General features: G+C 70.0%; 23 protein-coding genes. 9 read left to right on the top strand and 14 right to left on the bottom strand.

The features are described 5' to 3' along the window. Positions 1-299 precede the first annotated feature (299 nt). The 14 genes from CH341_RS05225 to bchF all read right to left on the bottom strand — a co-directional run bounded on the left by CH341_RS05225 (position 300) and on the right by bchF (position 15,552). Positions 300-830 carry an REP-associated tyrosine transposase gene (locus tag CH341_RS05225; protein WP_111417976.1) on the bottom strand — a complete coding sequence of 177 codons (531 nt, stop codon included), beginning with the start codon at positions 828-830 and terminating at the stop codon, positions 300-302. Positions 831-980: 150 nt separating this feature from the next. Beyond that, positions 981-1,988: a putative photosynthetic complex assembly protein PuhE gene (gene puhE / locus CH341_RS05220; RefSeq protein WP_111417975.1), complete on the bottom strand. Its 1,008-nt coding sequence runs from the start codon at positions 1,986-1,988 to the stop codon at positions 981-983. Between the two features lie 18 nt (positions 1,989-2,006). After that, on the bottom strand, positions 2,007-3,119 hold the full coding sequence (gene acsF, locus CH341_RS05215; protein ID WP_210208183.1) for a magnesium-protoporphyrin IX monomethyl ester (oxidative) cyclase: 1,113 nt from the start codon (positions 3,117-3,119) through the stop codon (positions 2,007-2,009). Then, positions 3,116-3,415, bottom strand: a complete 300-nt coding sequence (locus tag CH341_RS05210; protein ID WP_111417973.1) for a hypothetical protein — start codon at positions 3,413-3,415, stop codon at positions 3,116-3,118. The genes acsF and CH341_RS05210 overlap by 4 nt, the downstream gene beginning before the upstream one ends. Then, positions 3,415-3,882, bottom strand: a complete 468-nt coding sequence (puhC, locus tag CH341_RS05205) for a photosynthetic complex assembly protein PuhC (RefSeq protein WP_111417972.1) — start codon at positions 3,880-3,882, stop codon at positions 3,415-3,417. The genes CH341_RS05210 and puhC overlap by 1 nt, the downstream gene beginning before the upstream one ends. 13 nt (positions 3,883-3,895) lie before the next feature. Continuing rightward, on the bottom strand, positions 3,896-4,558 hold the full coding sequence (gene puhB / locus CH341_RS05200; protein WP_170149481.1) for a photosynthetic complex putative assembly protein PuhB: 663 nt from the start codon (positions 4,556-4,558) through the stop codon (positions 3,896-3,898). Then, positions 4,555-5,334 (bottom strand): photosynthetic reaction center subunit H, encoded by a 780-nt coding sequence (gene puhA / locus CH341_RS05195; RefSeq protein WP_111417970.1) that lies wholly within the window; start codon positions 5,332-5,334, stop codon positions 4,555-4,557. The genes puhB and puhA overlap by 4 nt, the downstream gene beginning before the upstream one ends. Before the next feature lie 23 nt (positions 5,335-5,357). Beyond that, positions 5,358-6,806: a BCD family MFS transporter gene (locus tag CH341_RS05190; protein ID WP_111417969.1), complete on the bottom strand. Its 1,449-nt coding sequence runs from the start codon at positions 6,804-6,806 to the stop codon at positions 5,358-5,360. Then, on the bottom strand, positions 6,803-7,501 hold the full coding sequence (gene bchM, locus CH341_RS05185; RefSeq protein WP_111417968.1) for a magnesium protoporphyrin IX methyltransferase: 699 nt from the start codon (positions 7,499-7,501) through the stop codon (positions 6,803-6,805). The genes CH341_RS05190 and bchM overlap by 4 nt, the downstream gene beginning before the upstream one ends. Then, positions 7,501-8,454 carry a ferredoxin:protochlorophyllide reductase (ATP-dependent) iron-sulfur ATP-binding protein gene (bchL, locus tag CH341_RS05180; RefSeq protein WP_210208182.1) on the bottom strand — a complete coding sequence of 318 codons (954 nt, stop codon included), beginning with the start codon at positions 8,452-8,454 and terminating at the stop codon, positions 7,501-7,503. The genes bchM and bchL overlap by 1 nt, the downstream gene beginning before the upstream one ends. Next, complete coding sequence (locus tag CH341_RS05175; protein WP_111417967.1) at positions 8,451-12,071, bottom strand: magnesium chelatase subunit H; 3,621 nt, start codon at positions 12,069-12,071, stop codon at positions 8,451-8,453. The genes bchL and CH341_RS05175 overlap by 4 nt, the downstream gene beginning before the upstream one ends. Next, on the bottom strand, positions 12,046-13,746 hold the full coding sequence (gene bchB, locus CH341_RS05170) for a ferredoxin:protochlorophyllide reductase (ATP-dependent) subunit B (RefSeq protein ID WP_111417966.1): 1,701 nt from the start codon (positions 13,744-13,746) through the stop codon (positions 12,046-12,048). The genes CH341_RS05175 and bchB overlap by 26 nt, the downstream gene beginning before the upstream one ends. A gap of 4 nt (positions 13,747-13,750) precedes the next feature. After that, positions 13,751-15,037: a ferredoxin:protochlorophyllide reductase (ATP-dependent) subunit N gene (locus tag CH341_RS05165; RefSeq protein WP_111417965.1), complete on the bottom strand. Its 1,287-nt coding sequence runs from the start codon at positions 15,035-15,037 to the stop codon at positions 13,751-13,753. Continuing rightward, complete coding sequence (gene bchF, locus CH341_RS05160; RefSeq protein WP_111417964.1) at positions 15,034-15,552, bottom strand: 2-vinyl bacteriochlorophyllide hydratase; 519 nt, start codon at positions 15,550-15,552, stop codon at positions 15,034-15,036. Before bchF ends, CH341_RS05165 begins: the two co-directional genes overlap by 4 nt. A gap of 410 nt (positions 15,553-15,962) precedes the next feature. Here bchF and CH341_RS05155 point away from each other — a divergent pair, with 410 nt between their 5' ends. The 9 genes from CH341_RS05155 to CH341_RS05115 all read left to right on the top strand — a co-directional run bounded on the left by CH341_RS05155 (position 15,963) and on the right by CH341_RS05115 (position 26,617). Further along, the gene (locus tag CH341_RS05155; RefSeq protein WP_170149480.1) at positions 15,963-16,757 is read left to right on the top strand and encodes a cobalamin B12-binding domain-containing protein; all 795 of its coding nucleotides are present in this window, start codon (positions 15,963-15,965) and stop codon (positions 16,755-16,757) included. Between the two features lie 98 nt (positions 16,758-16,855). Continuing rightward, positions 16,856-18,244: a transcriptional regulator PpsR gene (ppsR, locus tag CH341_RS05150; RefSeq protein ID WP_425376149.1), complete on the top strand. Its 1,389-nt coding sequence runs from the start codon at positions 16,856-16,858 to the stop codon at positions 18,242-18,244. Continuing rightward, positions 18,241-19,140 carry a chlorophyll synthase ChlG gene (gene chlG, locus CH341_RS05145; protein ID WP_111417961.1) on the top strand — a complete coding sequence of 300 codons (900 nt, stop codon included), beginning with the start codon at positions 18,241-18,243 and terminating at the stop codon, positions 19,138-19,140. The genes ppsR (CH341_RS05150) and chlG overlap by 4 nt, the downstream gene beginning before the upstream one ends. Beyond that, entirely contained in the window at positions 19,137-20,513 is a 1,377-nt protein-coding gene (locus CH341_RS05140; RefSeq protein ID WP_111417960.1) for a BCD family MFS transporter, read from the top strand. The genes chlG and CH341_RS05140 overlap by 4 nt, the downstream gene beginning before the upstream one ends. A gap of 5 nt (positions 20,514-20,518) precedes the next feature. Further along, the gene (locus CH341_RS05135; protein ID WP_111417959.1) at positions 20,519-21,718 is read left to right on the top strand and encodes a geranylgeranyl diphosphate reductase; all 1,200 of its coding nucleotides are present in this window, start codon (positions 20,519-20,521) and stop codon (positions 21,716-21,718) included. Continuing rightward, the gene (locus CH341_RS05130) at positions 21,715-22,230 is read left to right on the top strand and encodes a TspO/MBR family protein (protein WP_111417958.1); all 516 of its coding nucleotides are present in this window, start codon (positions 21,715-21,717) and stop codon (positions 22,228-22,230) included. The genes CH341_RS05135 and CH341_RS05130 overlap by 4 nt, the downstream gene beginning before the upstream one ends. 10 nt (positions 22,231-22,240) lie before the next feature. Then, positions 22,241-22,528 carry a hypothetical protein gene (locus tag CH341_RS05125; RefSeq protein WP_111417957.1) on the top strand — a complete coding sequence of 96 codons (288 nt, stop codon included), beginning with the start codon at positions 22,241-22,243 and terminating at the stop codon, positions 22,526-22,528. 323 nt (positions 22,529-22,851) lie between these two features. After that, positions 22,852-24,225 carry a transcriptional regulator PpsR gene (ppsR, locus tag CH341_RS05120; protein ID WP_111417956.1) on the top strand — a complete coding sequence of 458 codons (1,374 nt, stop codon included), beginning with the start codon at positions 22,852-22,854 and terminating at the stop codon, positions 24,223-24,225. Positions 24,226-24,388: 163 nt separating this feature from the next. Beyond that, positions 24,389-26,617: a GAF domain-containing protein gene (locus CH341_RS05115; protein WP_111417955.1), complete on the top strand. Its 2,229-nt coding sequence runs from the start codon at positions 24,389-24,391 to the stop codon at positions 26,615-26,617. Positions 26,618-26,901: the final 284 nt, after the last annotated feature.

The following is a 26,901-nucleotide window of genomic DNA, read 5'->3' as shown; positions in this document are numbered from 1 at the left end:
GGCAGGCGCCGGGGTCCGGCGCGTTCCACGACATCGAAAACGCCCCGCGCGGACACTCCGCCGGGGCGTTTTTCTTTTCGGCTTGCCTTGGGTTGGCGAACCGACCGGGAGGACAGCGCTCTCGTTCGCCCTGACCCGTAGGGTGGGCTCGCCGCGCCGGTCAGGCGCGGTCAGCCCACGCGGCCGATCGGCGCTGCTCGCTCCGACGCAAGCCCCATGTTCCTACTCAAACCTGATGGCGTCGCGTGGCGCGACCAAACGACGAGTCCTCGGCGCCATCATCCACCCGTTCGTCCGGCCTATTCCCCGAACTCGCCGCCGATCGACGCAATATCGCCACCCCAGTCGGGCGGCAACAGACCGCGCTTCACCCAACGGTGAAAGCTGCTGTAGGGCCAGTCTCGAACCGCCGACACGTGGCCGTGCTTGACCGGGTTGAAATGAACGTAGTCGATATGCCGCACCAGATCGGTCTCGTCGCGAATCGCATGCTCCCAATATCGACGCGGCCATATGCCCTTGTCGCGCTTGTGCACTTGGCTGGCGGAACGCAGGGCGGCCGGTGCAAAATCGCGCGAGAACCCGGTCTTGATCATCGCCCAGCGGGTGGCGAAATCGCCGTCGTCTGGCGGCAGAGACCAGACGGCGTGGAGGTGATCGGGCAGGATGCAGATCGCGACCGTTTCGAACGGCCGCCGCGCCAGCGCGGTCGCGTAGGATCGCCGCAGGCGATCGATCTCTCGCACCAGAAGATCATCCCTTCGGTCGGCGAGCACAACGGTGAAGAAGTATGTGCCGCCTTTAATGCAGGCGCGGCGATACCGTGACATTGCACGATCCACATGTCGGACGGCGTGGGCGTCGCCGCGCCAGCGGCGCGCCGAAGCCCACCCTACAAAGGCCTGCGCCGTCCGGTCCTCGCGCTCTACGACGGAACGCCGCTGCATCGGCGGCCCGCGTCGCCTGCGGCGTGAGCCGATCTATCCGCGCGGCGGAACGGCGGCGCGGACGGGGGCTGGGTGGGCGCGGAAGACGCAGTCGTCCGTCGCGCGGTCGAGCGACACCGTGAGGGTCGTGCCGCCGGGCCGCTTCACGCGACGCGCACGGTGCACCGGCTCGGCGGTCGTGTCGGTCCGCGCGGCAGCCGTGGGCGCGTCGTCGCCGGGCTCGGACGCGGCGCCGGCCCGGCGCGAGCCGGTGCGGCGGGGATCGAGGCGGCGGAACCATTCGCGCGACTTCAGGCCCCAGCGCCACAGCGGCACCACCGACATCGGCATCACCAGGAACCAGTGCTCCAGGATCGCCAGCACCATCAGCGTGACCACGAAGGTGAGACCGGCGGCCTGATGCGGGTCGGTGGCGGCGAGCTGCGAGGCCTGCACGGCCAGCACGGTGGCGATCACGGTCGACGCCGTGACGGTGAACGGGAACAGCCAGTTCATCGGCCGCTTGCGGAAGTAGCCCTTCATGTAGGCGAGATGGTCGGGCAGGAACTCCTCGGTGAGGTTGGGCACGCCGAGGAAGATGTTGAGCTTGGTCGAGAGCCGCATCAGCCACAGGATCATGAAGGTCCAGGTGCCGACCTGGTTGGGCTCGCCCCAGCTCGCCGCCGTGACCAGCACGGCCGACACGATGATTCCGATCTCGTGATACAGGATCGCCTCGACGGCGTGGACGAAGTGGCGCCACCCCTTGCAGTCCGGCGGGCACGGGGTGGTGCGCGGGCCGGTGACGTAGCCCATCAGGAACGTGATCTCGTTGAAGCCCCAGACGATCAGCCCGCACGTGAAGGTGCAATAGGCGCCGAACACGGTCATGTCGTGACTCGACGCCGTGATCCCCCACAGCGCGAGGACGTACAGCACCGCGGCGGCCGCGATGCTGTACGGGAACGTCTTCTTCGGCAGCCCGTCGAGGAACAGGATCACGCCCGTGCTGAACCACCACACGAACAGCGTGTAGAGGGCCGGGATGCCGTAGTGAGCCACGCGCCGCGTCCTCGTTCTCTACCAGGCGGGGGCCAGACCGACCCGCTCCGGCAAGGTGTTGGGCTTGGTGGGCAGCAGATAGAGGCGCAGCAGCGTCCAGGCGCCGGTGGCGCCGAGCCGGGCGCGCTGGAGCGCGCCGACCAGCCCGCCGCGGGCACGCGCCGCCGCCCCCTCCTCGGCGATCCGCCACAGCGTCTCGAGCCCGGCCTTGAACTCCGGCCGGTCGATGTCGAGCTCGAGCGGGAAGACCTGGCGGGAGATCGCCGAGGTCTTGCGGAACACCTCGAAATCGTAGTCGGCGGGATCGACCCCCAGGGCCTTGTAGAACTCCGGCCGCATGTGGTCGCGCACATACATGGTGGCGAACACGGCGAGCAGGAAGAACCGGATCCACAGCTTGTTGAGACCGCTGATCAGGCTCGGCTCCGAGCGCATCAGGAGTGCGAAGGCCTCACCGTGGCGGAACTCGTCGTTGCACCACTTCTCGAACCACTTGAAGATCGGATGGAAGCGGCGGTCGGGATGCTTCTCGAACTCGCGGAAGATCGTGATGTAGCGGGCGTAGCCGATCTTCTCGGACAGATAGGTCGCGTAGAAGATGAACTTCGGCTGGAAGTAGGTGTATTTCTTGGCGCGGCTGAGGAAGCCGAGATCGACGCCGATGCCGAAATCCTTGAGCGCGTCGTTGATGAAGCCGGCGTGGCGGGCCTCGTCGCGGCTCATATAGGTGAACAGGTCGCGCACCTCGGGATTCTTGATGCGCTTCTTGATCTCGGCATAGAGCACGCAGCCGGAGAACTCGGCCGTCAGCGACGACACCAGGAAGTCGACGAACTCCTTGCGCAACCCCTCCGGAAGCGACTCCAGATCCGCCTTCCAGTCGGCGTCGCGGGTGAAGTGGCCCTTGTTGTGGTCGGCCCGCAGCTCGGCCAGCATCGTGTCCCATTCGGCGCGCACGCCGCTGACGTCGATGCGGTCCATCGCGGCGTAATCGGTGGTGTAGAAGCGCGGGCTGAGGAGCGTGTCCTCCTTGGCCAGCTCGGTCGTGGTCGGGTCCGTGGTGGTCCGGTCCGTCGGGGTCGTCTTCGTCTTGATCGGGTTGTGTCCCGCTCCGCCTTCCATTGGAATCATGGAGTCCTCCCAGGGGAAAAGCTGACTTCGTAGAGTTCGGTCAGCTCGAAATAGCCGGCGAGGCGCGCCGCGAGGCGGTCCAGCCGTCCCGCCAGGACCACGGTGGCCCGGGTATGGACGATGCTGCTCTCACCGAACGGAATCGACGTCGGGGCGTCGTGGACGATGACCTCGTCGCCCGGCGCGATGTCGATCCCCTGGAGTTCCACGTGAGCGTGAAGGCTGTCCGCCGTCCGCTCGATCTCGACCGTGCACGGCACCTCGACGACGCGCCGTCCGCGTTTCCACGAGTCCATCATTTCGTCCCGTCCCGCCGCTGGAGAAGCCGTCCGAAGGATTCGGCATTGGTGGGGCCGAAGGCCGACAGCTCGACATGGCGCCCGGTCTGCGGATCGTCGAGCGACAGGCGCCCGTCGGCCCACCGGGTGAGACGGAACGGGGGCTCGGCGCCGATGTCCTGGCGCCGGCGCTCGCGGGCGAAGCCGCGCAGCGTGCCCCGTACGAAATTCTCTTGTCCCGAGGCGATCACCTCGACGACGCTGCGATCCGCCGCGTCGACCACGGCGACGGTGCCGTCGGGCTGGTCGACGAAGCGCAGGTCACGCAGCGCCACCGCGGTGGAGACCGCGGCGTCGGGCGGTGTGCCGGTCGGCACGGTCCCGACACCACGGGACACGCCGACGGCGAGCAGCACGAAGGCCAGCAGCGCCGTTGCACCGAGCAGCGGGCCGCGGGGGAACGGCCGTCGAGCGTCGTCGCCCATGAGGCGCTCCGTGTCAGGCCGCAGCGCTGGAGGGCTGCGGCAGATCAGGCGTTTCGGTGGTCGTCGGCGCGATGCCGGCGGCGGGCGGCCGCTCGGCCCCGCTGCCGGTCACCAGCGCGCGCGAGAGAATCTCGGCGACTCGCCGGGCGTCCTCGACGGCCCGCAGCATCGGCTGCGGCTTGCGCAGATGCCACGGCCGCGCGTGCGGCCACAGCACCGGATAGGCGATCTTGGTGCCGCCGGTGAGCACCACCGGAATGTCGCCGGCCCCGTCGCCGTAGAGGCGCAACGCCGCCGAGCCGATGAACTTGAACGGGAGGTTCAAGGTCATCGGGAAGGCGACGCCGTATTGCAGGATCAGGCGGCGCGACGTGACCGTGTAGGTGGTCGTCCGCCGCACCAGCCAGGCGAACAGCCCCAGGATGCCGATCGCGACGAGCGCGAGCAGCACCACCCACGCGGCCGCGACGAGCACTCCCGTGACGGAGCGATCGTCCGCATAGGTGGACGCACAGACCCACACCAGGAGCGCCGCGAAATAGACGGCGACCTTGCGGATGTGGAAGACGTGCACGGCCACCGGCCAGGCGAGCGGCCCGCCCCGCCAGAGAATCTCCTCCCCCTCGGGAAGAGCTTCCGGCAGGGACCGGGGAACCCAGGGCTGCGGCCACCTCACAGCAGCGGCTCCGCCCGCTCCGGCGTCGCGTAGAGCTTGCCGCCGCCGAAATAGGCGCACACCTTGTCTTCCTCGAGCGCCGTGATCTGGTTCGGGCTCTTGATCGACGGCACGCCGGCGAACTGGTCGGCCAGGATGGCCGGGACCGAGAGTTCCTTGCGGTCGGCGTGCACATAGGCGAACACGGCCGGCAGCAGCACCGACTTCTTGGTCGCCGACAGCGACACCTCGTAGTAGCGCACGATCGGCTCGGCGCGGTCGATCCACAGCTCGGTCACCACGCCGGCGACCTCGCCGTCCGCCGCCACGACCTTCATGCCGCGCGGATCGGGATCCTTCTCCTCGACCCAGTGATCGGTCGCGACGCGCAGCGGCACGATGCGGTTCTCGCCCGCCCAGGTGAGATCCGGATGATCGGCACGCTCCGCATAGGCGGCCGGGCCGACGCCGTCACGCATCGGATCGCCGACCGGCTCGAACGGCGCGCCGGGGAACGGCCCGGGCGTTACGCGAGTCTCGGGCTTCAGGGGCGCGAAGCTCGGCACCGTCACGGTCTCACCGCTGGCGAGCAGATAGGTCTTGGGCGACGGCGGCGCCGGCCAGCCCTGCACGGCGACGCGGCCGCCCGAGGCCACGGTGCGATCGGAATCGAGCGGATAGCCTTCTCGCTTGTCCTCGCGCCGGAGATAGAAGATCAGCCCGGCGAAGAAGATCCAGAAGGCATAGAGAACGACTTGGGCAACGTCGATGTATCCAGTGAAGGCGCCGGTTTGCATGAAAGACCTCCGCGCAATGATGGCTAGCCGGGAAATTCGGCCAGACCGAACTTCAGGGAAGATTGCCCCTTCTCGCCCGCGGGACGAACGAGCGGTCCGATGGCAATCAGGGTGATGAACAGCAGTCCTATTTCGAGGTGGTAGACGAAGCCGTAGGCGGCCGAGACATCGTTGAGGGCCGTCCCCAACGCGCCGCTGGCCGCCAGATCGGCGACGATGTCGCGGATGGCACCGCCGAGCGCGATGGCGATGCCGGCGGCGGTCGCCTGCACGGCGCCCCAGGCGCCGAGCGCGAGCCCACTCTCGCCCTCGCGGCCGAGCGCCATCGCGGCCGTCAGCGTGCCGACCGAGAACAGTCCGCCGCCGAAGCCGATCAGCGCCGTGCCGATCCGGAAGAGGATCGGCGAGTCGGTGGGCGCCGAGAAGATCACGGCCGAGAACGCCATCACGCCGGCGACCGCGCCCCAGCCGGCGAGCCGGTAGGGATCGACGCCCCGCGACAGCAGCCGCGCGGCGAGCCAGAAGCCGACCAGGCTCCCGGCCGACATCAGCGCGGTCAGCGCCGTGGTGGCGCCGACCGAGAGATGCAGCACCTGCCCGCCGTAAGGCTCGAGCAGGATGTCCTGCATGCTGAAACCCGCAGTGCCGCAGCCGACGGCGATCAGCACCCGGGTCGACCGTCCGCCCCGGCTGAACGCCCGCCAGGACTCGCGGAACGACGGGGTCTTTCCCTCGAGACGGGCGTTGCGCGAGGGATCGCGCGGCTCCTGCTTCCACAGCGCCACGCTGTTGAGGATCATGGTGACCAGCGCCGCGCCCTGGATCATCTGGATCAGGCGGAACGGGCTGAACTCGGTGAGCCACTGGCCGTAGATCAGCGAGGCGCCGACCATGCCGACCAGCAGCATCACGTACAGGAAGGCGACGACGCGCGGCCGCTTGTCCTCGGGCGCGAGGTCGGTGGCGAGCGCGAGACCCGCGGTCTGCGTGGTGTGCAGGCCGGCGCCGACCAAAAGGAAGGCGAGCGCCGCGCCGAGATGGCCGATCCAGGTCGGCCCGTGCGACTCGCCGGTGAGGATCAAGAGCGCGAACGGCATGATCGAGAAGCCGCCGAACTGCAGCATGGTGCCGCCCCAGATATAGGGAACGCGGCGCCAGCCGAGCGCGGAGCGGCGGTTGTCGGACTTGAAGCCGATCAGCGCCCGGAACGGCGCGAATACCAGCGGCAGCGACACCATCAGGGCGACCAGCCAGCTCGGCACGCCCATCTCGACGATCATCACCCGGTTGAGCGTGCCGTTGAGCAGCACCATGGCCATGCCGACCGACACCTGGAACAGCGACAGGCGCAGGAGCCGCCCCATCGGCAGCTCCTTGGTGGAGACGTCGGCGAACGGCAGGAACTGAGGTCCCAGCGTCCCGAGGATCGCCAGAAACGCCCCGCCGACTTTTCCGGGTCGCCGTTTGGTCATCGCGGCAGCAACTCCAGGGCTTGCGACGTGTAGAATCCGACCGCGACGCGCCGCGTCCGGCCCGTCGTCCAGCCGGTCAGCGCGGGCTCGGCGGCGAGCAGGTCGCGCAGCGTCTCCTCGCGCACCGGCTCGATGGAGGGCGCGCGATCGCTGCGCGGAAAGAACCCGCCGACGAAATGCATCAACGCCAGCGCGGTCGTTCGCGGCGCGAAGGTGAACACCATCGAGCGATCGGTGCGGGCGACCAGCCCGGCGATCGCCCGTGCCGCGTCCTCGGCCCGGTAGTGGATCAGCGAGTCCATCGCCACCACGTGATCGAAGCGGCCGAAGTCGGGCGACAGCATGTCGCCCGCCACGAACGTCACCTTGCCGGCGAGGTCGGGCGGGATGCGCTCGCGGGCGAGGTCGAGCAGCGTCGGCGACAGGTCGATCGCCACCACCTCGGCGCCGCGGCGCGCCGCCTCGATCGACAGCATGCCGGGACCGCAGCCGGCATCGAGGATGCGGCGGCCGGTGAGATCGGCGGGCAGCCACGACAGCAGCGTCGCGCGCATGTCGTCGCGGCCCTTGCGCACGGTCGCCCGGATGCCGGAGACCGGCGCGTCCGAGGTCAGCCGCGCCCAGGCGTCCGCCGCCGTGCGATCGAAATACGCTTCGATCTCGCCGCGCCGCTCCTGGTAGGTCCCGCTCTGCATCAGTCGTATCCCAGCAGGTCGAAGATCTCGCGGTCCTTCATCGGCGTCGGGGTGAGTGGATCGACGCCGGCCCACAGCTTCTCGGCGAGCTGCATGTACTCGTTCTGCACCGCGATCACCTCGGGCGAATCTTCCATCTCGAACAGCGTCGACTTCTTCAGGCGGCTGCGGCGGACCACGTCGAGGTCGCGGATATGGGCGAGCGTCTTGAGCCCGGTGCGGCTGCAGAAGCGATCGATCTCGTCGGTCGCGGCGCTGCGGTTGGCGATCACGCCGCCGACCCGCACCTTGTAGTTCTTGGCCTTCGCCTGGATCGCGGCGGCGATGCGGTTCATGGCGAAGATCGAGTCGAAGTCGTTGGCCGTCACGATCAAGGCGCGGTCGGCGTGCTGGAGCGGCGCCGCGAAGCCGCCGCACACCACGTCGCCGAGCACGTCGAACAGGACCACGTCGGTGTCGTCGAGCAGGTGATGCTCCTTGAGGAGCTTGACGGTCTGCCCGACCACGTAGCCGCCGCAGCCGGTGCCGGCCGGCGGCCCGCCCGCCTCCACGCACATCACGCCGTTGTAGCCCTCGTAGACGAAGTCCTCCATCCGCAACTCTTCGGAGTGGAAGTTCACCGACTCGAGAATGTCGATGACGGTGGGGACCAGACACTTGGTCAGCGTGAAGGTCGAGTCGTGCTTGGGATCGCAGCCGATCTGCAGCACCCGCTTGCCCAGCTTGGAGAACGCCACCGACAGGTTCGACGAGGTCGTCGACTTGCCGATGCCGCCCTTGCCGTAGACGGCGAACACCTTGGCGGTGCCGATCTGCACGCGCGGATCGAGCTGGACCTGGACGCTGCCCTCGCCGTCCGGCGGCCGAATGTCCTCGTGCGCCGTGCAGGATCCGCAGACCTCCTGCTTGACTGGTTCTCCGGCGAGATCGGCCGGTCGGGGGATGACGGTCATGCGGCGGCTCCTTGGTCCACGTCCACACCTTCGAGGCGATCCTCCAGCTCCTCGCCGGCGCGGCGCAGCGCGTCCAGCATGGCCTCGTCGGGCGTCCAGTAGCGACGCTCGTGGGCCTCGAGGAGCCGGTGTGCGACTTTCGCCGAGGCGACCGGATTGAGGTCGGCCAGGCGACGCCGCATCTTTTCGTCCAGCATGAAGGTCTGGGTGAGCTGCTCGTACACCCACGGCGCCACCTGGCCCGTGGTCGCCGACCAGCCGAGCGTGTTGGTGACCTGCGCCTCGATGTTGCGCACGCCTTCGTAGCCGTGCGCGAGCAGCGCCTCGTACCATTTCGGATTGAGCGCGCGCGTGTGGGTCTCCAGCGCGACCTGCTCGGCGAGCGTCCGCACCGTGCCCTCGCCGCGCGTCTGGTCGCCGATATAGACCGACGCCGTTGTGCCGCGGGCGCGCTTCACGGCGCGCGTGATGCCGCCGAGCGTGTCGAAATAGTGGTCGATGGTGGTGATGCCGAGCTCGACCGAGTCGAGGTTCTGATAGGTGAGATCCACGCTGGAGAGCACGTGGGTGAGCACCTTGTCCTGGCGGGTCGGCCGGCCGTCGACATCGTAGGCGAAGCCCTTGCGGCGCATATAGGCTTCGGCGAGCTCGTCCTCGTCGTTCCAGCCGCCCTGGTCGATCAGCTGGTTGACGTTGGAGCCGTAGGCGCCGTCGGCATTGGAGAAGACGCGCAGCGCCGCTTCGGCGATCTCGCCGCCGTTGGCCGCCTGATAGGCGAGCGCGTGCTTGCGCACGAAGTTGAGCTCCGGCGGCTCGTCGGCGCTCGCCGCCAGCAGTGCGGCCTCGGCCAGCAGCTTGGTCTGCATCGGCAGCAGGTCGCGGAAGATGCCGGACAGCGTGACGACCACGTCGACGCGCGGCCGTCCGAGCTTCTCGAGCGGCACCAGCACGGCCCCGCAGACGCGGCCGTAGCTGTCGTGGCGCGGCGCGGCGCCCATCAGCCACAGGGTCTGGGCGATCGGGCCGCCCTCGGTCTTGAGGTTGTCGGTGCCCCACAGGACCATGGCGATGGTCTCGGGCACGCCGTGGCCGTCCGCCTTGAAGCGCGCCAGCAGGCGGTCGGCCTGGCGGGTGCCGTCCTGGATCGCGAAGGCACTCGGGATGCGGAACGGATCGAAGCCGTGCAGATTGCGCCCGGTCGGCAGCACGTCGGTGGTGCGCAGCAGGTCGCCGCCCGGCGCCGGCTGGATGTAGCGCGCGTCGAGCGCCTTGACGATCGCCGGCAGCTCGTGGTCGGTCGCCAGCAGCTTGTCGAGCGCGGCGAACTTCTCCTTGTCGGTGACGCCGGCGGCCTCCAGCATCTCGGCCCGCTCGCTCTCGGTCGGCACGCCGCCGACGACGTGCAGGCCGTGCGGGATCAGCGTGTATTCGAGCTCGAGCACCGCGTTGGTGAGCTTGGCGATCTCGGCGACCTGATCGTCCCAGGCCGGCTCGACCGGCGCCAGATTGACGGCGGAGGCCTGCGCCTGCACCAGCACCGCGAGCGCCGTGCGGGTCTCCGGATCGGTGTCGGGCTCCAGGGCCCGCCAGCGGTCGAGCGACGACTTCAGGTCGAGGAGCCCGCGATACAGGCCCGCATTGGTGATCGGCGGCGTCAGGTAGCTGATCAGCGCGGCGCCGGCGCGGCGCTTGGCGAGCGTCCCCTCGGACGGGTTGTTGGAGGCGTAGACGTAGAAGTTCGGCAGGTCGCCGATCAGCCGGTCGGGCCAGCACTCGGCCGACATGCCGGCCTGCTTGCCGGGCATGAACTCGAGCGCCCCGTGGGTGCCGAAATGCAGCACCGCGTGGGCGCCGAAGTCTTCCTTGATCCAGCGGTAGAAGGCCGAGAAGGCGTGGGTCGGGGCGAAGCCGCGCTCGAACAAGAGCCGCATCGGGTCGCCCTCGTAGCCGAAGGCGGGCTGCACGCCGACGAAGACGTTTCCGAACTTCTCGCCGAGCACGAAGATGCTGCGCCCGTCGGTGAGATGGCGGCCGGGCGCCGGGCCCCACTGCTTCTCGATCTCGGCCAGATGCCGCTCGCGCCGCACGTGGTCGTCGGCGCCGATCTTGGCCGCGACATTGGCGTCGCTGCCGTGGCGGGCCGCGTTGCCGTGCAGGATCGCGTTGCGCAGGTCGTCGACGCTCTCCGGGACGTCGACCGTGTAGCCGGCGTCGCGCAGCGCCTTGAGCGTGTTGTGCAGCGAGGCGAAGACCGACAGGAACGCCGCCGTGCCGATGGCGCCGGCATTGGGCGGGAAGTTGAAGATCACGATGGCGACCTTGCGCTCGGCGCGCTTCGAGCGGCGCAGCGCGACCAGCTTGGCGACGCGGGCCGCCAGCGTCGCGGCGCGCTCGCCGTGCGACGTCATCTCGCGCTGGCCCTCGTCGCGCGGACCGGACGTCTCGGCCAGGATCGAGCGGCCGCCGAACGTCATCGGCCAGATCGCGCCGTCGAGCTCGGGGATCGCCACCATCATGGTGGCCTCCACGGGCATCAGGCCGCGCGGATCGGCCTGCCACTGCTCCAGCGTCTGGAACTCGACCGGATGCGCCGCGATGTAGGGCACGTCGAGCGTGCCGAGAAGCTGGGCCGCGGACTTGGCGTCGTTGTAGGCCGGGCCGCCGACCAGCGAGAAGCCGGTGAGCGAGACGACCGCGTCGACGGTCGGCTTGCCGTTCTTCATGAAGAACGCCTCGACGGCGGGCCGCGCGTCGAGGCCGCTGGCGAAGGCCGGGACCACGCGCAGGCCCTTGGCCTCCAGCGCGCCGATGACGCCGTCGTAATGCGCCGCGTTGCCGGCCAGCACGTAGGAGCGCATCACCAGCACGCCGACCGTGCCGTTCGGGCCGGCAGTCGGAATGTCGGAGAGCTTCTCGGTGACGTGATTCTTGATCGCCGGGTGATAGAGCCCCGTGTCCGGATACTCGACCGGCGGCGCCGCCTTGACGGACGATCGCAGGCCCTTGCGCGGACCGTCGGCGTAACGCTCGACCAGCAGGCGCACCAGATTGGCGATGTTCTCGTCGGTGCCGGCGAGCCAGTACTGCAGGACCAGGAAATAGGCGCGCAGATCCTGGGCCGTGCCCGGGATGAAGCGCAGGAACTTCGGGATCTGGCGCAGCATCTTCATCTGCCCCTGGCCGTTCGATCCCGGCCCTTCGGAGCTCTTGCCGCGCAGCCGCTTGAGCAGGCTGAGCACACCCATCGTCTCGCCCGACATGCTGAACTTGTGCATGCGGGTGAGGCGCACCACCTCGCCCGCGGCGAGCGCGCAGACGATGGCGTCGCATGTGTCGCGCCGCGCCTGCAGGGCCGGCAGCACCGGACGGATGTGCTCGTCGAGGAACAGCATCGTGGCGACGACGATGTCGGCGGACGCGATGTCGGCGAGGCAGCGCGTGAGCGCGGCCTGGTCGCCGCCCCACTCGTCGGCCGCGTGCATCACCAGGTCGAGCCCCGGCAGCTCGCGCGCCAGCGCCGCGCGAGCGCGCGCGACCGAGCCCGCGAGATGGCTGTCCATCGTCACGATGGCGACGCGGATCGGCGTCGAGTCAGCGGCTGAAGTGCGCTTTCGCATCGTACAATGTCTCGACCGTGATCAGGGACAAGCCGCGATCCTGCGCGAAGCGCTCGGTATTGCGGCGGGCCTTTCCGCGCACGAAGAAGGGGATCTTGTGCAGTTCCTTCTCGGCGTCTGGGGCCCAGCGAAGCGGGGGTGCCGGGGGCGGCGTGACCGGCCCGCCGTCTGCGGACGGGACCGGAGTGACGGAAATTCTCGCGTCGGCGATCGGCCCGTCGGCCGGCGCCACGAACGCCGCGACCAGCTCGGGCTCGGGTTCGGGCGCGCGGGCGGCCGGAGTCTCGGCCGCCAGCGGCGGCGCCTCGGCGCGGGCGGGCGCGGCGCCGTGCGACCCGAGATGGGACGGCGCGGCGTCGGCGTGGAACTCGAAGTCCTCGCGGAACATCTGCAGGAGATGCTCCTCCAGCCCCATCATCAGCGGGTGCACGAAGGTGTCGAACAGGACGTTGGCGCCCTCGAAGCCCATCTGGGGCGAGGTGCGGGCCGGGAAGTCCTGCACATGGACGGGCGCCGAGATGACGGCGCAGGGCACGCCCAGGCGCTTGGCGGTGTGGCGCTCCATCTGGGTGCCGAGCACCAGCTCGGGATGCAGCGCCGCGATCGTCTCCTCGACCTCCAGATAGTCGTCGGTGATCAGCGGCTCGACGCCGTATTTCGCCGCGGCGGCGCGCAGCTCGCGGCCGAACTCGCGGCTGTAGGTGCCGAGCCCGACCACCTCGAAGCCGAGCTCCTCTGCGGCGATGCGGGCCGCCGCGATGGCGTGGGTCGCGTCGCCGAACACGAAGACCCGCTTGCCGGTCAGGTAGGTCGAGTCGACCGAGCGCGCGTACCACGGCGCCCGGCTCGGCGTGCCGGCGAGCACCGGGGCCGGATCGACGCCGGCCAGCGCCGCCACCTCGACGACGAAGTCGGTCGTCGCGCCGAAGCCGATCGGCACCACCTTGGTCGACTTCTGCCCGAAGCTGCGCTCCAGCCACTGCGCCGCCTGATAGGCGATCTCGGGATACAGCACGACGTTGAAGTCGGCCTCGCCGAGCCGCGCGATGTCGGCCGGGCTCGCCCCGAGGGGCGCGACGACGTTCACGGTGACGCCAAGCCGGTGGAGCAGGCCGGTGACTTCGTGAACGTCGTCGCGATGCCGGAAGCCGAGCGAGGTCGGCCCGAGGATGTTGCAGCGCGGAGGCTGGCCCGGAGCACGGGCCGTCCGCTTGGAGCCGGGCGGCGGCACGGCGGGACCCGCCAGGGTGCGGACGATCCGGTAGAACGTCTCGGCCGCGCCCCAGTTCTCCTTGCGCTGATACGCAGGCAGCTCGAGCGGCACCACCGGGATCGGCAGACCCAGCGCGAGGGCGAGACCGCCCGGATCGTCCTGGATCAGCTCGGCCGTGCAGGACGCGCCGACCAGCAGCGCCTGCGGGCGGAACCGCTCGTACGCCTCCTTGACGGAGGTCTTGAACAGCTCGGCGGTGTCGGCGCCGAGATCACGGGCCTGGAAGGTCGTGTAGGTGACGGGCGGACGCTTCCGGGCGCGTTCGATCATGGTGAAGAGCAGGTCGGCATAGGTGTCGCCCTGCGGCGCGTGCAGCACGTAGTGGACGCCCTCCATCGCGGTCGCGACCCGCATCGCGCCGACATGGGGAGGAGCCTCGTAGGTCCACACGGTGAGCTGCATGGCGTCACACCCTCAGCCGGCTGCGGCGCACCAGCGGCCGGGCGAACAGCTCGGCGAGATCCGCCGCCTGCTCGAAGCCGTGGACGGGCGTGAACAGAAGCTCGATCGACCATTTGGTCGCGAGGCCTTCGGCCTCCAGCGGATTGGCGAGACCGAGGCCGCACACGGTGAGGTCCGGCCGCGCGGCGCGGCAGCGGTCGAGCTGCTTGTCGACGTCCTGGCCTTCGCTCAGCGCCGTGCCGGCCGGCAGCAGCGCCAGCTCGGCGGCGAGATGGCCGCGATGCAGATAGGGCGTCCCGACCTCGACGAGGCGCATGCCCAGCTCGCGCGCCGCGAAGCGGGCGAGCGGCACCTCGAGCTGCGAGTCGGGAAAAAAGAAGATGCTCTTGCCGGCGAGCTTCTCGCGCTGACGGGCGAGCGCCGCGCGGGCCCGCTCGGCCCGCGGCGTCACGGCGGCGTCGAAGCGCGCCGCGTCGATCCAGAACGCTTCGGCGGCGGCGCCCAGCCACCCGGTCGTCCCCTCAACGCCGAGCGGGAACGGCGCGGCGAGCCGCGTCGCGCCGCGCTTCTCCAGCAGGCGCGCCGTCTCGGCCAGGAAGGGCTGGGCGAGCAGGATCCTGGTCTGCGGGCCGACGGCCGGCAGGTCGTCCGAGCGGCGCGGCGGGAAGAAGCGCACCCGCTCGATGCCGAGCTCGGCGAACAGCCGCACGAACTGGTCCTCGACCACCTCGGCGAGGGCGCCGACCACCAGCAGCGACGGCGCCGCCGCGGCCGTCTCGTCCGGCATGCCCGGAACCAGCGCGGCGAGGCAGGCGTCCTCGCCCTGGGTGAAGGTCGTCTCGATGCCGCTGCCCGACCAGGAGAGGATCCGCACCTTCGGCGCGAACGCCTCCGACAATCGCTCGGCGGCGCGCGACAGATCGAGCTTGATCACCTCGGACGGACAGGAGCCGACCAGGAACAGCAGCTTGATGTCGGGCCGCCGCTCGATCAGGCGCGTCACCACGCGGTCGAGCTCGGCATTGGCGTCGGCGAGGCCGGCGAGGTCGCGCTCCTCGATGATCGCGGTCGCGAAGCGCGGCTCGGCGAAGATCATCACGCCGGCGGCCGACTGGAGGAGGTGCGCGCAGGTGCGCGAGCCGACCACCAGGAAGAAGGCGTCCTGGATCTTGCGGTGCAGCCAGACGATGCCGGTGAGCCCGCAGAAGACCTCCCGCTGGCCGCGCTCGTACAGCACCGGAGCATCGCTGCATCCGGTCTCGGCGGGCCTGGCGGGAGCGATCGCGTTCATGGCGCCGCTCCGACCATGTCGGAGACGGGCGCGTGCGCCTGCTGCTTGCGGGCGGCGCGGAGCTTCAGCACGAACTGGGTGGCGTTGACCAGATAGCTGGCATAGGCGGCGAGCGCGATGCCGATCTGGGTCTCGATCGCGGCGCCGGTCGCGAGCGCCGCCAGATAGGCCGTGTGCAGCGCCAGGACCAGCATGCTGAACACGTCCTCCCAGAAGAAGGGGCGGGCGAACAGATACTTGCCGAAGACCACCTTCTCCCAGATCGAGCCCGTGACCATGATCACGTAGAGCACGATGGTCTTGATCACGACCGAGACGGTGGCGGCGACATAGCCCTCGCCGGTGGCGACGAAGCGCAGCACCAGGCCGAGGCTGACGAGGAACACCAGGAATTGCAGCGGGGCGAGCACGCCCTGGACGGTCGTCCATCCGGACTCGTCGCGGCGACGCCGTTCCTCGGGAGTATAGAGCCCGATGGGCGTCGGGTGCGTGGCTGCATCGACGGAAACGGGCATCCGACCAGAACTCGAGTTATCTGACAATCGGTAATGACACGGACTGTCAACCGCCCTTGACGGACGGGACGCCGGATGATGCTTTGGTTCTCCCGCAGCGCCGCGGTCCGCCGCATCTTGCGTTGCGCGCAATGCAGCCGAGACCACCCCCTCTGAGTCGCTTTTTTGCATCGCGCCGCTCCTTGCGCGTGCCACCGAGAAAGGCAGCCTAGGATGCTTCCCGTATGGTGTCAACAATTCTGTACGTAAACTAAACTTGACTGTTCGATCGCGCGGGCTTTAACTTGTCGAGAGGCGTAGCCATGGCCGAAGCAAGACCCCAGGTAGCGGCGAGCGAGTGGTGGGGAGGTACGAGCGGCTGTCCGGGCGAGAGCCGCGCCGACCGAACTCCCGTCGGGGATGCGTATCTCATGGGTGAGGTGTCCCGGCTCGGCGCGGGGTCGTCTCCAGTCAATCGGGCGATCGAGTTGCACGTGGTGCCCAAGCTCGTGCTCGCGCACGCAAATCCCTGCGGCGAGCGATCGTTCTCCGGGACTCCGCTGGGGTCCGAGGAAGTCGCCGAGCTGACCGACCGCGTGCTGGCCGGCGACGATGCCGGGGCGCTCGCCTTCGTCGAGGCCGTGCTGGCCCGCGGCATGCCGGTCGAACGCGTCTATCTCGACGTGCTGGCCCCCACGGCCCGCCATCTCGGCGAGCTGTGGAACCACGACCGCTGCGACTTCACCGCCGTCACGCTCGGCCTGTGGCGCCTGCACCGGGTGCTGCGTGAGTTCAGCTCCTCCTTCTCCAGCGAGATCGAGCACCAGCCGGAAGGCCTGCCCGTGCTCCTGGTCCCGGCGCCCGGCGAGCAGCACACCTTCGGCATCGCCATGGCGGCGGAGTTCTTCCGCCGCGCCGGCTGGCTGGTGTGGGACGCGCCCGTGCCGGCGCGCGGCGACGTGGCCGCGATGGTGCGCAGCGAATGGTTCGCGCTGGTCGGCTTCTCGCTGAGCTGCGAATCCCGGCTGGAGGCGCTGGCCGCCTGCATCCAGATGGTCCGCCGCGAATCCTGCAATCGCTCGGTCGGCGTGCTCGTGGGTGGGCGCGTCTTCGTCGAGCACCCGGATTATGTCGCCCGGGTCGGCGCCGACGCGGCCGCGCTCGACGCCCGCCAGGCGCCCATTCAGGCACAGAATCTCGTCGCCGCACTGGCCCACCGATCCTGACCGCGCGTCACGCGACGACCAGGACGGCGGGACGGCCGGAGACGGCTCTAACAAGGAACTGGTCGCACGTGAACGGCTTCAGAGCGCCGAAAGATTCGTTGGGCGACCTCGACGTCGAAGCGGCCGCGACGCTGGTCGCAGCCGCCGCGGACATCGCGCTGGTCGTCAACGTTCATGGCGTCATCCGTGACATGGCCTGCCAGAGCGAGGACCTGCAGTCGGCACTGGAAAGCCATGGCCCTCTACTCGGCCAGACCTTCGCCGACACGGTGACGACCGAGAGCCGCGCCAAGGTGGAGGCGTTGCTGCGCGACGCCGGCGATGCGGAGTCGCAGCGCCGCCAGGTGAACCACCCCTCGAATCGCGGCGCCGACGTGCCGATCCTCTATTCGGCGATCCGGCTCCGCTCCGGCCCCCTGGTGGCGGTCGGGCGCGACCTGCGGCCGATGGCCGAGCTGCAGCAGCGCCTCGTCGAGGCACAGCAGTCGATGGAGCGCGACTACACGCGCCTGCGCCACGCCGAGACCCGCTACCGCCTGCTGTTCCAGATGTCGCCCGAACCGGTACTGATCGTCGACACCGCCTCGCAGCGCGTCGTCGAGGCCAACCCGGCCGCCGCCCAGACCTTCGGCGAGGCCGGTCGGCGGGTGATCGGCCGGCCGCTGCTGGAGGCCTTCGAGGCCGACACGGTGCCGGCCGTCCAGGCGCTGCTCGCCGGCGTGCGCTCGGCCGGGCGGTCGGACTCGACCCGCGCCAGGCTGGTCGACTCGAGCCGCGCCGTGTTCGTCTCGGCGTCGCTGTTCCGTCAGGAGAACGCCTCGCTGTTCCTGGTGCGGCTGTCGCAGCCCGAGCGCGACGGCTCGTCGGCGAGCGAGGGCAAGGCGAAGCTGCTGCGCTTCTTCGAGCGGGCGCCCGACGGCATCGTGGTCACCGACCGCGACGGCCACGTCCTGGCCGCCAATCCGGCCTTCCTGGATCTGGCCCAGCTCGCCAGCGAGGAGCAGGCGCGCGGCGAGTCGCTGGAGCGCTGGCTCGGCCGCTCCGGCGTCGACCTCAACGTGCTGGTCGCCAATCTGCGCCAGATCGGCACCGTCCGGCTGTTCGCGACGACGCTGCGCGGCGAGCTCGGCGCCCAGGCCGATGTCGAGATCTCGGCCGCTGCCGTCGCCAACGGCACCGACCCCTGTTACGGCTTCACGATCCGCAATGTCGGCCGGCGGCTGCCGACCGACATGCGCGCCGGCCGCGAGATGCCGCGCTCGGTCGATCAGCTCACCGAGCTGGTCGGGCGGGTGTCGCTCAAGGAGCTGGTGCGCGAGGCGACCGACGTGGTCGAGCGCCTGTGCATCGAGGCGGCGCTCGAGCTCACCGGCAACAACCGCGCCTCGGCCGCCGAGATGCTCGGACTGAGTCGCCAGAGCCTCTATGTGAAGCTGCGCCGCTACGGGCTCGCGGACGCCGCCGACGTGGGCGAGGCAGAAGAATGACCGCCACCACGGCCGTGCAGGTGCCGGCCCCCTCCGCCGTGCTCGAGCTGTTGAAGCCGATCACCTGGTTCCCGCCGATGTGGGCCTTCGCCTGCGGCGTGGTCTCGTCCGGCCTGCCGCTCGGGCCGCGCTGGCCCGTGGTGGTCGCCGGCATTCTCCTGTGCGGGCCGCTGCTGGTCGCCACCAGCCAGGTCGTCAACGACTGGTTCGACCGCCATGTCGACGCCATCAACGAGCCCGACCGGCCGATTCCGTCCGGCCGCATCCCGGGCCGCTGGGGCCTCTATCTGGCGGTGCTGTGGACCGCGATGTCGCTCGCGCTGGCGAGCCAGCTCGGCGAGTGGGTGTTCGGCGCCGCCGCGGTCGGCCTGGTGCTGGCCTGGCTGTACTCGGCGCCGCCGGTCCGCCTGAAGCAGAACGGCTGGTGGGGCAACGCCGCCTGCGCCATCACCTACGAGGGCTTCGCTTGGTTCACCGGGGCGGCCGTGATGATCGGCGGCCTGCCCGACTGGCGCATCGTGACGCTCGCGTTTCTGTACAGCGCCGGCGCCCACGGCATCATGACGCTCAACGACTTCAAGTCGATCGAGGGCGACATCCGCACCGGCGTGCGCTCGCTGCCGGTGCAGCTCGGCGTGCATTCCGCCGCGCGCCTCGCCTGCATCGTCATGGCGGTGCCGCAGGTGATGGTGATCGCGCTGCTGCTCGCCTGGGACCGGCCGATCCAAGCCGCCATCGTCACGACCGTGCTGATCGCGCAGGGTCTGCTGGCAGTGCGCTTCCTGCGCGACCCGATCGGCAAGGCGACCTGGTTCAGCGGCCTCGGCGTCACCCTCTACGTCGCCGGCATGATGACGAGCGCCGTCGCGCTCGCCGCCTTCGGAGCCCCCGCATGACCCAAGCCCTGTCCGGCGCCCCGTCCGGCGCCCCGCTCGGCCTGCTCGGCATCGTCCGGCTGGGGCTCGTCCAGACGGCGCTCGGCGCCGTCGTGGTGCTCACCACCTCGACCCTCAACCGCGTGATGGTGGTGGAGTTCGCCCTGCCCGCCATGTTGCCGGGCGCGCTGGTCGCGATCCATTACGCCGTGCAGGTGTTGCGGCCGCGCTGGGGCTACGGCTCCGATGCGGGCGGCCGGGCGACGCCGTGGATCATCGGCGGCATGGCGACGCTGGCCTTGTCCGGAGCGGCCGCCGCGGTCGGCACCGCCCTGCTCGGCACCAGCGTGATCCTGGGCGTCGCGATCGCGGCGCTCGCCTTCCTGGGCATCGGCGTCGGGGTCGGCGCGGCCGGCACGTCGCTCCTGGTGCTGCTCGCCAAGCGCGTCGATCCGGACCGCCGCGCCGCCGCCGCCACCATCGTCTGGGTGATGATGATCGTCGGCTTCATCGTCACGGCCGGCGGCGCCGGCCATCTGCTCGATCCGTTCTCGCCGGCCCGCCTGGTGGCGGTGGCGGCCAGCGTCTCGGCGATCGCCATCGTGGTGTCGATCGCGGCCGTGTGGGGCATCGAAGGCGATGGCGCCGCGGCGCCGGTCGCGGCGGCCGGGCCGAGCCGCAAGACGCCGTTCCGCGAGGCGCTCGCCCAGGTCTGGGCCGAGCCCGAGGCGCGCCGCTTCTCGGTCTTCGTGTTCGTCTCGATGCTCGCCTACAGCGCCCAGGATCTGATCCTCGAGCCGTTCGCCGGCACGGTGTTCGGCTTCTCGCCGGGCGATTCGACCAAGCTCTCCGGCGTCCAGCATTCCGGCGTGCTGATCGGCATGGTGATGGTCGGCATCGCCGGCACGGGCCGCTTCGGCCGGGTGCTCGCCTCGATGCGCTACTGGTGCATCGGCGGCTGCATCGCCTCGGCGGTGGCGCTGGCGAGCCTGGCGCTCGGCGCCTTCGCCGGTCCCGGCTGGCCGCTGCGCGCCTGCGTGTTCATGCTCGGCCTGACCAACGGCGCCTACGCGGTCGCGGCGATCGGCTCGATGATGGGCCTTGCCAGCAACGGCCGCGAGCATCGCGAGGGCGTGCGGATGGGCCTGTGGGGCGCCGCCCAGGCGATCTCGTTCGGCATCGGCGGCTTCGCCGGCACGCTGGCGAGCGACGTCGCGCGCGCCCTGCTCGGCTCGCCGGTCTCGGCCTACGCCACCGTGTTCGCCCTCGAGGCCGCACTGTTCCTGGTATCCGCCGTGCTCGCCGCCCGGGTGCATCCGGGCCGTATCCGCGAGCGCACCATCGAGATGACGCAGGGCGACGAGGTGTATGCGCCCGCCGAGGCAGGGAGGTGAGAACCATGCCGACACTCGAGACCTTCGACACCGTGGTGGTCGGCGGCGGTCCGGCCGGCGCCACCGCGGCGACCGACCTGGCCCGGCGCGGCCGCAGCGTCCTGCTGCTCGACAAGGCCGGCCGCATCAAGCCGTGCGGCGGCGCCATCCCGCCGCGGGCGATCCGCGACTTCGACATTCCCGATCACATGCTGGTGGCCAAGATCACCGGCGCCCGCATGGTCGCGCCCTCCGCCCGTCAGGTCGACATGCCGATCGACGGCGGCTTCGTCGGCATGGTCGATCGCGGCCCCTTCGACGAGTGGCTGCGCGAGCGCGCCGCGACGGCCGGCGCGACGCGCCGGGTCGGCACCTTCGAGCGGCTGTCGCGCGACGACAGCGGGCTGTCGCTCGTCCACTACCGGCCGCGCGCCGCCAAGGACGCCGAGATGACGGTGTGCGTGCGCGCCCGCACCGTGATCGGCGCCGACGGCGCGCTCTCCCAGGTCGCGCGCCAGGCCGTGCCGGGCGCCGACAAGGTGCCGCACGTCTTCGCCTATCACGAGATCGTCCGCTCGCCGACCGACGGCGCCGCCGACTACGATCCGGCGCGCTGCGACGTCTATTATCAGGGCCCGCTGTCGCCCGACTTCTACGCCTGGATCTTTCCGCACGGCGACACGACCAGCATCGGCACCGGCTCGATGAAGAAGGGCTTCGCGCTGCGCGAGGCGGTGGCGCAGCTGCGCCGCACCACCGGGCTCGACGCCTGCGAGACGCTGCGGCACGAGGGCGCCCCGATCCCGCTGCATCCGCTCAAGCGCTGGGACAACGGCCGCGACGTGCTGCTGGCCGGCGACGCCGCCGGCGTCGTCGCGCCGGCCTCGGGCGAAGGCATCTACTACGCGCTCGCCGGCGGCCGCCTCGCCGCCGAGGCGATCGACGAGGCGCTGGCGACCGGCGACGCGCGCGCCCTCGCCCTCGCTCGCAAAAGATTCATGAAACAGCACGGCCGGGTGTTCTTCATCCTTGGACTGCTGCAGCGCTTCTGGTATCGCAGCGACTGGACGCGCGAGCGTTTCGTCGGAATGTGCCGCGATCCCGATGTGCAGCGGCTCACCTGGCAGGCCTACATGAACAAGGAGCTGGTCCGCTCCCGGCCCGCGGCTCACATGCGCATCTTCTTCAAGGACATTGCTTCGCTGTGCGGTCTCGCTCACCCATGACGCTCCGCGTCGACCTGAAGCCGGAGCCGCACGCGCGCGGCTTCCTCGGTCCCCTCGCGCTCGCCGCGCTGTTCACGGCGGTCGTCGCCGCGATCGGCGGCGAGCTCACTCAGCTCGGCGCCTGGTACCAGCAGCTCACGAAGCCCTGGTGGCAGCCGCCGGACTACGCCTTCCCGATCGTCTGGACGACCGTCTTCGCGCTGTCCTCCATCGCCATGGCGTTCGCCTGGCGGGACGTGACCTGCAGCCGGCGCCGCGGCGTCGTGGTCGCGCTGTTCGGCATCGTCGGCGGCCTGAACATCCTGTGGAGCTATCTGTTCTTCCGGCTGCAGCGGCCGGACTTCGCGCTCTACGAGGTCGGCTTCCTGTGGCTCGCCGTCTTCCTGATGGTGATCGCGCCGATGCGCGACTCCAAGCTCGCGAGCCTGCTGTTCTTCCCCTATCTGGCCTGGGTGACGATCGCATCCTACCTGACCTGGACCGTGGTCCAGCTCAACGGCCCCTTCTCCTGACCCGGACCGTATGCAGGACCTGTTCACCAGCGGCCGCGTGATCGACCTGATCCTGGCGCTCGTCGCCGTGGAGGTGGCCGGTCTCGCGCTCCTCGGCCGGCTGACCGCCCGGGTCCCGCCACTCCGGATGCTGCTGCCCAACCTGCTGGCCGGCGCCTTCCTGCTGCTGGCCGTCCGGGCCGCCCTTGTCCAGGCCGCTTGGCAGTGGGTGGCGGCCTGCCTGACAGCGGCGCTGATCGCCCATGTGGCGGATCTGACGAGCCGGCTGCCCTCGCGCGGCCCCGGCCCTTCCAGATGAGGCCTCCGATACCGATAAGACAACCCGCTTGACGTATCCGAAGCCAGCGTCCGCTTGAGTTGCAGGGCAGGTCAAAAAAGCCTGACAGCCTTGTGCGTTGCCGCTTGAATTGCGGCCGCATAAGGAATAGCTCAATTGACGGACGCCGACGACGGGTCCAATTGACAGCAGGAATGGGAATTCGATCGATAAATGATTCGCCCCTGGTGAGCGAACCCCTGTGCCGCCGGGCTCCCCCTGAGACCATCGTTGTGGTCGTCGACATCGAGATCAACGAGGGCAGCGCGCGGTCGCCTCAATAACGTTTCCGGCATCGAGCGACCATGACCAGTCTCAATATCTCGCAACCGGACGTGACCCTCATGCTCGACATGAGCGGGGTCATCCGAGAGGTCACGCTCTCCGACGCGATCTCCGAAAAGGGTGTCGAAGCCTGGCTCGGACGTCCGTGGGTCGAGACCGTCACCGAGGTCGGCAGCGACAAGGTCCGGCGGATGGTCGAGGACGCCCTCAAGACGGGCGTGTCCGCATTCCGGCAGGTCACCCAGAAATTCCCCAGCGGCCGCGAGCTTCCGATCGAGTACACGACCGTCCTGCTGGGCGGCCGGCCCGGACTGCTCGCCATCGGCAAGAATCTCCAGGCGGTCGCGGAGCTGCAGTCGCGGCTGATCGCGGCCCAGCAGACGATGGAGCGCGACTACTGGAAGTTGCGTGACGTCGAGACCCGCTACCGGCTCCTGTTCCACACCTCGACCGAGGCCGTGCTGCTGCTGCGCGCCTCCAACCTGCGGATCATCGAGGCCAACCCGGCCGCCGTGCAGGCGCTCGGCGCGGTCGGGCCGCGCCCCGACAGCGTCGCGGGCCGCGACTTCCTGGCCGACGTGCTGGCCGAGGAGCGCGACATCCTTCAGGCGATGCTGCTGCGGGTCCGCGAGCAGGGCAAGGCGCCCGGCATCGTGATGCATTTCGGCCAGACCCGGAAGGCCTGCCTGGTCCGCGCCTCGCTGATGACCTCGGACCCGGGCCCGATCTTCCTGATCCAGCTCTCGCCGGTCGGCGCCCCGCTGCCGATGCCGAGCCAGGCCGACCGCCTGTCGGTCGAGGACCTGATCGAGCGGATGCCCGACGGCTTCGTGGTGATCAACCAGGAGGGCGTGATCCGGCGCACCAACCAGGCGTTCCTCGACCTCGTGGAGGTCGGTGCGAAGGGCCTGGTGGTCGGCGAGCGGCTCGGCCGCTGGCTGTGGCGTCCCGGCGCCGACCTCACCGTGCTGCTCGCCAACGTGCACCGGCAGCGTTTCGTCCGCCTGTTCTCGACCACCATCCACGGCGAACTCGGCTCCTCCACCGAGGTCGAGATCTCCGCGGCCGGCACCGGCGACGCCTCGAACCCGCATATCGGCGTGATCCTGCGCGACGTCGCGCGCCGCCTGCCCCCCGCCGAGGACGCCAACCGCCTGATCTCGGCGCTCGGCCCGCTCACCGAGCAGATCGGCAAGACCTCGCTGCGCAAGCTGGTGCGCGACACCATCGGAGTCGTCGAGCGGCACTATGTGAGGGCGGCGCTCGACCTCGCCGGCGGAAACCGGACGGCCGCAGCCGAGATTCTCGGGCTGAGCCGGCAGAGCCTGTACGCCAAGCTGAATCGGTACGACCTTGGCGACGATCCCCCGGCCGGCGGCGCGGCGAAGAGCTGATTTTACCGCGCCGTCTCAATTCGATCCCCGCTTCGTAAAATCTGGACGCGCGAGCCCCGCTTTCGGCTAGATTGTGGAGAGCCGTGTCCGACCGGACACGAAGCCGTCCTCGTCGGCCCCGCACCGGGAGTCGACGGCGCGGACGACACCGGAGCCACGAGACTTGGGCGAGCCACTCTCGATCCCGCCGTTCGGACAGGCCGATCTGTCGAATTGCGAGCTGGAGCAGATCCATCTCGCACAGTCGATCCAGCCGCACGGCGCCCTGCTGATGATGCGCGAGAGCGACGGCATCGTCGTCCAGGCGAGCGCCAACGCGGCGACGTTCCTGGGCTTCGCGGAGCCGGTGCTGGGCCGCGCGGTCGCCGACCTCGCCCCGCAGCTCGCCGAGGCGATCGCCCCGCAGCTCGCCGAGCCGCTCGACACCATCCCGCACGCGGTTCGCTGCCGGTTCGGCGGCCAGGCCTGGGACGTGCTGCTGCACCGGCCGCCCGGCGAGGGCGTGATCATCGAGATCGAGCGCGCCGGCGAGACCCTCCCGCTCGCCGCCCAGATCGAGAAGGCCCTGCAGGCGATCCTCGGCTCGCCCTCGCTGCGCGCGCTGTGCGACGAGACCGCCCGCATCTACAAGTCCATCACGGGCTACGACCGCGTGATGGTGTACCGGTTCGACGAGCTCGGGCACGGACAGGTCTTCTCCGAGCAGCGTGAGCCCGAGCTCGAGCCCTATCTGGGCAACCGCTATCCGGCCTCCGATATTCCGCAGATCGCCCGCCGGCTCTATCAGCGCAACCGCGTCCGCGTGCTGGTCGATGTCGGCTACGATCCGGTGCCGCTGGTGCCGCGGGTGTCGCCGATCTCCGGCACCGATCTCGACATGTCGCTGTGCACGCTGCGCAGCATGTCGCCGATCCACATCCAGTACCTCAAGAACATGGGGGTCGGCGCCACGCTGGTGGCCTCGCTGATGGTCGGCGGCAAGCTGTGGGGCCTGGTCGCGTGCCACCACTATGTGCCGCGCATCGTCTCGTTCGAGGCACGCGCCGTCTGCGAGCTGCTCGCCGAGGCGATCGCGACCCGGGTCGCGGCGCTGGAGAGCTTCGTCCAGGCGCAGGCCGAGCTGTCGGTGCGCCGCCTCGAGCAGCGCATGATCGAGGCCATCGCCCGCGAGGGCGACTGGCGCATGGCGCTGTTCGACAACTCGCAGGCCCTGCTGGTGCCGGTCAACGCGACCGGCGCGGCGCTGCTCTACGAAGGCCAGATCCTCACCACGGGCGAGGTGCCGGGCACGCCGGACCTGCGCGCCATCGGCGCTTGGCTCGACGGCAAGCCGCGCGTGCCGCTCTACGCCACCTCGGCGCTCGGTGCCGAGATGCCCGACTTCTCGCGCTTCGCCGCGGTGGCGAGCGGCATCCTGGCGACGCCGGTCTCGCCCTCGCCGGGCGAGTATCTGATCTGGTTCCGGCCCGAGCGGGTGCGCACCGTCACCTGGGGCGGCGATCCGCTCAAGCCGGTCGAGGTGGGCGCTTCGCCCAAGGATCTGTCGCCGCGACGCTCCTTCGCCAAATGGCACCAGCTGGTCGAGGGGACGTGCGATTCCTGGACCTCGGCCGACCTGACCGCCGCGCGCCTGATCAGCGACACCGTCACCGACGTGGTGCTTCAGTTCCGCGCCGTCAGCTTCCTGATCGCCCAGCACCAGCTCGACACGGTGCGCAGCCAGGTCCTGGTGTCGGACCAGCCGGCCGTGATCGCCGACAAGGACGGCGGCATCCTGCTGTGCAACGCCGCCTTCAACCGGCTGTTGCCGCCGAAGCAGAGCGAGCTCGGCACCATCCACGACCTCGTGCCGCTGTTCCACGACAGCGCCGAGATGCGCCAGCGCATCGTCGACCTCACCGGGGCCCATCGCACCTGGCGCGGCGAGGTGCATCTCTCGGCCGGCCAGAGCGAGCCGCGCCAGATGCTGGTGCGCGCCGACCCGGTGTTCTCGTCGCCCGGCAGGGTGCTGGGCTTCGTGCTCCTGTTCATGGACCTGACCGAGCGCAAGGCGGCCGAGAGCGCCCGCAACCGCTTCCAGGAGAGCGTCGTCGACCGCAACGTGCTGTTCTCGACCCGGCTCGATCCCAAGGCCGACCAGATCTATCGCACGCTGCTCTCGCCCGTGATGGAGAACGCCCAGCTCGCCGCCCTGGAGATCACCGACGGGCTCGACACCAACCGGATGGCCGAGATGCTCGGCAGCGTGCAGGCCTCGGTCTATCGCACCGCCGAGGTGCTGGCCCATCTGGCCTCCCACGCGGCCCGCGCCGAGGACACCGGCAAGACACCGGGCGACGACACCGCCGGAGGCCAGACGCAAGGCGACACACCGCCCGGCCGGGTGAACTAGAGTTTTCGCCCGGGCGGACGATCCGGTCTCCACCGGACCGCGTTCTTCAGTCCAAACGCTGCTGCGCACCGGGCGCCGACTCGAGGTCCGAAGCCTTTCCTTCGTCATGCTCCGCGACGCCGGAGCACCCAGTACGCCGCAGCCTCTCGACCGAAAACAACGGAGCTCGGTGGATACTGGGTCGTCCGCCTGCGCGAGGGCTTTGCAAAGCTGGTCATTCCGGGACGGCGCGCAGCGCCGGACCCGGAATCCAGCCGAAAATGCCGAGTTCGATGCTGGATTCC

Origin of the sequence: Rhodoplanes roseus (assembly GCF_003258865.1) — a bacterium.
GTDB classification, from domain to species: domain Bacteria; phylum Pseudomonadota; class Alphaproteobacteria; order Rhizobiales; family Xanthobacteraceae; genus Rhodoplanes; species Rhodoplanes roseus.
Note: the sequence above shows the minus strand (reverse complement) of the source record. Positions and strands in the feature narration are given on the sequence as shown.